Source organism: Bradyrhizobium sp. 142, assembly GCF_023074015.1.
Lineage (GTDB): Bacteria > Pseudomonadota > Alphaproteobacteria > Rhizobiales > Xanthobacteraceae > Bradyrhizobium.
This window is the reverse complement of record NZ_JADPKQ010000498.1, coordinates 1-6,393: the sequence shown is the minus strand read 5'-3', so window position 1 is coordinate 6,393 and position 6,393 is coordinate 1. Positions and strand designations below refer to the sequence as shown.

The 6,393-nt window shown below is 63.4% G+C and carries 7 protein-coding genes; 2 read left to right on the top strand and 5 right to left on the bottom strand.

The window, feature by feature from the left end; genetic code table 11:
- Window positions 1–104: 104 nt before the first annotated feature.
- Genes IVA82_RS44835 through IVA82_RS44825 form a run of 3 tightly spaced genes read right to left on the bottom strand, consistent with a single transcriptional unit; the run spans window position 105 to window position 2,612 of the window.
- Window positions 105–1,289 carry an acyl-CoA dehydrogenase family protein gene (locus IVA82_RS44835; protein ID WP_247380705.1) on the bottom strand — a complete coding sequence of 395 codons (1,185 nt, stop codon included), beginning with the start codon at window positions 1,287–1,289 and terminating at the stop codon, window positions 105–107.
- Window positions 1,282–2,163 (bottom strand): CoA ester lyase, encoded by an 882-nt coding sequence (locus IVA82_RS44830; protein ID WP_247380703.1) that lies wholly within the window; start codon window positions 2,161–2,163, stop codon window positions 1,282–1,284. The genes IVA82_RS44835 and IVA82_RS44830 overlap by 8 nt, the downstream gene beginning before the upstream one ends.
- A complete protein-coding gene (locus tag IVA82_RS44825) occupies window positions 2,160–2,612 on the bottom strand; it encodes a MaoC family dehydratase (RefSeq protein ID WP_247380701.1) in 453 nt (150 codons plus the stop codon). Before IVA82_RS44825 ends, IVA82_RS44830 begins: the two co-directional genes overlap by 4 nt.
- A gap of 127 nt (window positions 2,613–2,739) precedes the next feature.
- Here IVA82_RS44825 and IVA82_RS44820 point away from each other — a divergent pair, with 127 nt between their 5' ends.
- Window positions 2,740–3,753 (top strand): NADP-dependent oxidoreductase, encoded by a 1,014-nt coding sequence (locus tag IVA82_RS44820; RefSeq protein ID WP_247380699.1) that lies wholly within the window; start codon window positions 2,740–2,742, stop codon window positions 3,751–3,753.
- An 11-nt stretch (window positions 3,754–3,764) separates the two neighbouring features.
- Here the strand turns inward: IVA82_RS44820 and IVA82_RS44815 are convergent, their stop codons facing one another.
- Window positions 3,765–4,637, bottom strand: a complete 873-nt coding sequence (locus tag IVA82_RS44815; RefSeq protein ID WP_247380697.1) for an SDR family oxidoreductase — start codon at window positions 4,635–4,637, stop codon at window positions 3,765–3,767.
- 137 nt (window positions 4,638–4,774) lie between these two features.
- On the opposite strand from IVA82_RS44815, the gene IVA82_RS44810 reads away from it, so the two are divergent.
- Window positions 4,775–5,578 (top strand): enoyl-CoA hydratase/isomerase family protein, encoded by an 804-nt coding sequence (locus tag IVA82_RS44810; protein ID WP_247380695.1) that lies wholly within the window; start codon window positions 4,775–4,777, stop codon window positions 5,576–5,578.
- Here the strand turns inward: IVA82_RS44810 and IVA82_RS44805 are convergent.
- On the bottom strand, window positions 5,579–6,393 hold an 815-nt coding region (locus IVA82_RS44805; RefSeq protein ID WP_247380693.1), incomplete at its 5' end, for an AMP-binding protein.

Sequence of the window (6,393 nt, the reverse complement as noted above, 5' to 3'; positions counted from 1 at the left end):
CAACGCAAGCGTCTCCTCAACCGACGCGGCCCGCGCCCACGACATTCGAATCATGGTTGCCCATGGATTCAGAAGTCTGCAAACAAAGCAACTGTAATGCTAGCTCAATAGCTCTTCGGCAAGTCGAGCACCTTCTCGGCGATGAAACTCAGGATGAGTTGCTCCGTGATCGGCGCGAGTCGGGTGATCGAGACTTCGCGGAACAGCCGCTCGACGTGATACTCCTTGGCATAGCCGAAGCCGCCATGGGTCATGATCGCCTGCCAGGCTGCATCATGGCCGGCCCGCGCGCCGATCAATTTGGCGCTGTTGGCTTCGGCACCGCACGGCTTGTCCGAATCGTAGAGCCAGGCGGCACGCATCGCCATCAGCCACGCCGACTCCAGATACATCCAGTTCTCGGCGAGAGGATGCTGGATCGACTGATTTTGACCGATCGGACGGTCGAACACCACGCGCTCCCTGGCATAGCGCGTCGCCCGGCGCAGGGCGTCCTGACCGATGCCGATGGCCTCGGCCGCGATCAGGATACGTTCGGGATTGAGGCTGTGCAGGATGTAGGAAAAGCCCTTGCCTTCCTCGCCGATCCGATCGGCCTCGGGAATGAATAGACCGTCGATGAAGATGGCGTTGGAGTCGACCGCCTTGCGTCCCATCTTCGGGATTCGGCGCACCTCGATCTTCGAACGGTCGAGATCGGTGTAGAAAATGGTGATGCCGTCGGTTGGCCGCTTGCAATCCTCGAATTTGGTGGTTCGGGTCAGCAGCATGATCTTGTTGGCGATCTGCGCCGTTGACGTCCAGACCTTCTGACCGTGCACGAGATAGCCGCCCGGCACCTTCTCAGCAAAAGTCTTGATGCGGGTGGTGTTCAGCCCAGCGTCCGGCTCGGTGAAACCGAAGCAGCACTGGTCGTCGCCTGCGACCAGCCGCGGCACCCAGCGCCGCTTCTGGTCGTCCGTTCCCTTCACCACGATCGGGTGCGGTCCGAACAGGTTGATATGCACGGCGGATGCCGACGTCATGCCGCCGCCATGGCTCGCCACCTCGTGCATCATGATCGCGGCCTCGGTGACGCCCAGACCAGAGCCACCATATTCCTCCGGCATCGTGATGCCGAGCCAGCCGGCATCCGCCATGGCGCGATGGAACGCGCGCGGAAACTCGCCGTCATCGTCGCGGGCAAGCCAGTATTCGTCGTCGAAACGCGAGACGACGGCACGAACACCCTCGCGGATCGCGGCGTGATCGTCCGGCACATCGAGCTGGTTGGCGAACGACCTATCCATTGGAGATACCCTCCCCGACCGACGCCAGCGTTCGCCGAGCCGCAGTCAGATGCGGCATATCGTACATCTTGCCGTCGATGCCGATCGTGCCAACATCCGGATTTGCGGCGAACGCGGCGACGACGCGGCGCGCATGTTCGATATCAGCGTCCGACGGCGTGAAGCATGCATTGATGGTTGCGACCTGATCGGGGTGGATCGCGATTCGGCCGACAAATCCGTCCCGCCGCGCGATCTTGCAACTTTCGGCCAGCCCCTGCTGATCCCTGAAATCGACGTACAGGGTTTCGAGGGCGGCGGCATCGGCGGCGCCAGCGGCAAACAGGCACTGCGCACGCGCCACCTGGTAGGGGAAGGTCCAGCTCCCATCGGCTTCTCGCGGCGTCAGCGCGCCGAGTGCTGCGCTCAAGTCTTCGCCGCCCCAGGTCACCCCCACCAGGCGCTTGTTCTTGCGCGCATAGCCGTTGAAGCCGATCATCGCGGCCGGCGTCTCGGTTGCCACGACCAGCAGCTTGACGTGACCAGGCGCGACGCCGGTCGCAACCTCCAGCACATCGACATAATGCGAGACGAGATCGACATCCTCGATGCCGTTGACCTTGGGAATCAGGATGCCGTCGAGGCCTGGACGAACCACAGCGGCCAGATCTTCCAGCGTCAACCCAGTGCCGAACGGATTAATGCGGACCAGGAACGACCAATCCCGCGTCCCTCCGCCCAGCAGTTCCTTGACGGCGCCGCGGGCAAAGGCCTTGCGGCCGGGCGCCACGGAGTCCTCCAGATCAACGATCAGCGCGTCGGAGCCGATCCCATTGGCCTTGGCGAACTTGCGTTCACTGTCGGCCGGCACAAAAAGCAGCGAACGCAGTTTCATGCCGGCCTCCGCATCATCAATCCGTTCCTGCGGCAATAGACCACCTCTTCGTCGCGCTGATTGAAGCCGCGATGTTCGAAGGTGACGATGCCTTGCGTCGGACGCGACTTGCTCTCCCTGACCGCGACGACCTTGGTCTCGGCGCGCAGCGTGTCGCCGGCAAACACCGGTTTCGGGAACCGCGTGTCCTCCATGCCGAGATTGCCGACGGTGGTCCCCAGCGTCGTGTCCTGCACCGACAGGCCGATGATAAGACCGAGCGTGAAGATCGAATTCATCAGCGGCTTTCCGAACTCGGTACTCGCGGCATAGTGATGGTCGATATGCACCGCCGCCGGATTGTAGGTCAGCGACGAGAACAGGATGTTGTCCATGTCGGTCACGGTGCGTCGGATTTCATGGACAAAGGTTTGCCCGATCGAAAATTGCTCGAAGTAGAGCCCCGCCATTGTGCTTGCCTCTTTGTGTCTTGCCGGGATCCCGAGGCTTTCAGCCGGCCGGGACGTCCTTGTCTCCCGCCCGATTTCTACCGTATAGTGATATCGTACACAAGCGTACTAACTATGAGGATCGCTCATGGCCCTTCGTGAAAATCGACAGGTGCGGCTCGTGACCCGGCCGCGCGGGATACCGCAGAGCGAGCACTTTTCGCTGGTCTCGGAGCCGGCCGCCATACCCGGCAAGGGCGAGATCCTGATTGCTAATCGCTATCTCTCGGTCGATCCGGCACAACGCGGATGGGCCAATGATGAGGGGAACTATAGCGCACCCGTCCCTCTCGACACCCCGATGCGTGCGCTCGCGGTCGGCGAAATCCTCGAGAGCAATTTGCCGGAGTATCGCCCCGGTGAGCACGTCTACGGATGGTTTGGCTGGCAGCGCTATTACGTCGCGACGCCGGAATCGGTGCTGCGCCGCGTCGTTCCGTCCAGCCTGCCGCTCAGCGCCAATCTGAGCGTGCTCGGCATGAACGGCATCACCGCCTATCTCGCCTTTCATGGTCTCGGCGATCCCAAGCCGGGCGAGCATGTGCTGGTATCGACCGCAGCCGGCAGCGTGGGAGGCTTTGTCGGCCAGCTCGCGCATATCGCAGGTTGCCGTGCGGTCGGGCTGACCAGCTCGGCCGACAAGGCCGCGCGCGCAAAAGCGCGCTACGGCTACCAGGACATGATCAACTACCGGGAGGCGGCCGATCTCGGCGCGGCCATTCGCGCGGCGTGTCCTGACGGCAACGACATCTTCTTCGACAACACCGGCGGAGCGATTGCCGATGCCGCGATCCGCACCATGCGGCTGCGCGGGCGCGTGATCCAGTGCGGCACGGCAGCGAATGCATCCTGGACCCCCGTTCCGACCGGCCCCCGCCCCGAACGCGAAATTCTCACCCGCCGCCTACGATGGTCCGGCTTCATCATCTTCGATCATCTCGCCGAGTTCGAAACGGCCGCGGCGCGCCTCGCGGAGCTCGCGCTGGCCGGCAAGATCGTCCACGACGAAGAGATCCTGCCGGGTCTCGAACACGCGTCGGACGCCATCGCGCAACTTTACCGTGGTGAGAACCATGGCAAGCTAATCATCGCGGTCGACTAAGCCGAAGCAGGCTATGCGCTGGCCTTCTTCATCACCTCAGGCAGCTTCACACGATGGAAGCCTTCGAACGGCGCGCTGCGGTTATGTGGCTCGAGCTTCCAGGTCGTGCGCGCATTAGGTGTGCCGCCGTCGACGCGAAGGCAGGAGCCGGTGATATAGGCCGCCGCCGGCGACAGCAGGTAGGTGATCGCGGCCGATATCTCCGCTTCCGTTCCAAACCGCTGTAGCGGCACGCGCTCGGTGAAGTCATGCAGCTTCTTCTGCATCTCCGGCGTGTAGGTATCGAAGCCGCTCGACACAATGCCGCCGGGCGCGACTGCGTTAACGCGAACACCCGAGGCCGACCATTCGCAGGCGGCAGTTTCAGTCAGGGTCAGCATCCCGCCCCGCGCAGCGGCCGAGTGGCCGAACTCGGGCCAGCCATGCCAGATGTCGGCGATGATGTTGACGATCGCCCCGCCATTGGCCTCCATCCAGCGGTTATAGACTTCGCGCATGAAGATGAAACCGCCGGTCAGATTGTTGCGCACGACCGCCTCGAATCCCTTGGTCGAGATCGCCTTCAAGGGCGCACGAAACTGCCCGCCCGCATTGTTGATCAGGCCATCGATGCGGCCATAGCGCGCCAGTACGGCATCGACGGCGCCGATCACCATGGTCTCGTCGCGAATGTCGCAAGCATGGCTCATCGCCTGCCCGCCATCTTCCTCGATCTCGCGCTGCACCTCGACGAGCTTCTCCACGGTACGACCGAGGATCGCTACGTTGGCGCCGAGGGCAGCGAGTTCATGGGCGGTGCAGCGCCCGATCCCGCTGCCGCCGCCGGTGACGATGATCGTCTGCCCCTTGAACAGATCCGGCCTGAACACGGATTGATATGGCATTCTACGGCTCCCTGAAGATTATTGGCGAAGCCGTTGCAGCCCCCGATCGGTCGGCAGCTTCGACGAGCATTGCGCTCGATAATCGTACACTATATTACTATATGCCATCAAGGACAATGACCGATGGGAGCGCGAACGTGACGCAACCGAAGACCATCACGATCGAAAGCCGCGGCGCGATCGATATCCTGACATTGGACCGCCCGGCCCAGCTCAACGCGGTCTCCCCGGACATGATTGCGGAACTGACCGCCTACTTCGCCGACCTGCACGATCGGCCGACCACGCGCGTTGTAATCCTGCGCGGCAACGGGCCTCAATTTTCCGCCGGCGCCGAACTCGGATCGGATGCGTTTGCTGCACCTGGCAAGGGGCGGCCGCAGCGGCAACTCAAGATGCAGCAGAACTACTCCGGCGTGATCCGGCTGATGCGGTCGTGTCCCCAGCCGATCGTCGGGCTCGTGCATGGCGCAGCCTGTGGCGCGGGTTTTTCCTTCCTGCTCGCCTGCGACGTCCGCTTCGCAGCACCGGACGCAAGGATGAACGCGGCCTATATCAAGATCGGCGTCGGCGGCTGCGACATGGGCTCGGGCTATCTCCTGCCCCGTCTCGTCGGACTGTCCGTGGCCTCGGAGTTTCTGCTAACAGGGCGCTTCATCAAGGCCGAACGCGCCAAAGCGATCGGACTGGTCAGCGACATCACGCCGGCTGATGAGCTTCTGGCGAAGGGAATCGCGTTCGCTGAAGACATGCTAGGCGTCTCCCCCATGGGGCTTCGCATGACGAAGCAGGCGCTCAACACGCTGATCGATGCGCCGAGCCTCGATGCGGCCCTGATGATCGAAGACCGGCAGCAGGTCATCCTGCTGGAGACCCATGATCACGCGGAGGCCGTCGCCGCGTTTCGCGAGCGACGGGATCCGACCTATTCCGACCAATGACTATTTGGCGTCGGCAAGCGCGGCGGCGAACTCGCGCAATTTGAACTTCTGGATCTTGCCGCTCGCCGTGCGCGGCAGTTCGGCCACGATTTCGACCCGCTCGGGCCAGAACTGCTTGGCCATTCTGGCCTCGCTGAGATAGCTCTGCACCGCCGCCAGGTCGATCGTGCTTCCCGTGCGCGGAACGATGAAGGCACAGCCGCGCTCGCCGAGCCGGGCATCCGGAAAGCCGACGACAGCGACCGCGGACACGGCCGGATGCTTGTAGAGCAGGTTCTCGATCTCGACGACGGGCACGTTCTCCCCGCCCCGTACCAGAATGTCCTTCACGCGGCCCGAGATGCGGATGTAGCCGTCCCTGTCCATATAGGCGAGATCGCCGGAATCGAACCAGCCGTCACCGTCGAACGTCGGCAGCTCGGGCCGCTTGTAGTACCCCTTGAACATCTGGGCGCCACGAACCAGCAGCCGTCCCGACTCTCCTGTCGGCACCGGTTGTCCCTCGGTATCGACGATCCTGACTTCCATCCCGTCCTGTGCCCGGCCATCCGTGTGTGCCGATTTCTCCGCAGCGCGGGCGGGCTCGGTGAGCGTGCCGGACAGAACCTCGGTCATGCCCCACAGCGAGCAGACTGTCAGGCCGAGTTCGTCGGCCGCGCGCCGCGCGCAAGGGCCGTCAAGGCCGGCCGTCGTGCTGTCCTGACGGCTTGCTCTACCGCTGCCAGGCTGCGCCTTGACGGCCCCGAGCACGGCGCGAGGATCAAGCAGGTCGGGACGCCATCTCATCTGTCTTGACGCACTCGAAGGCGCGCCCC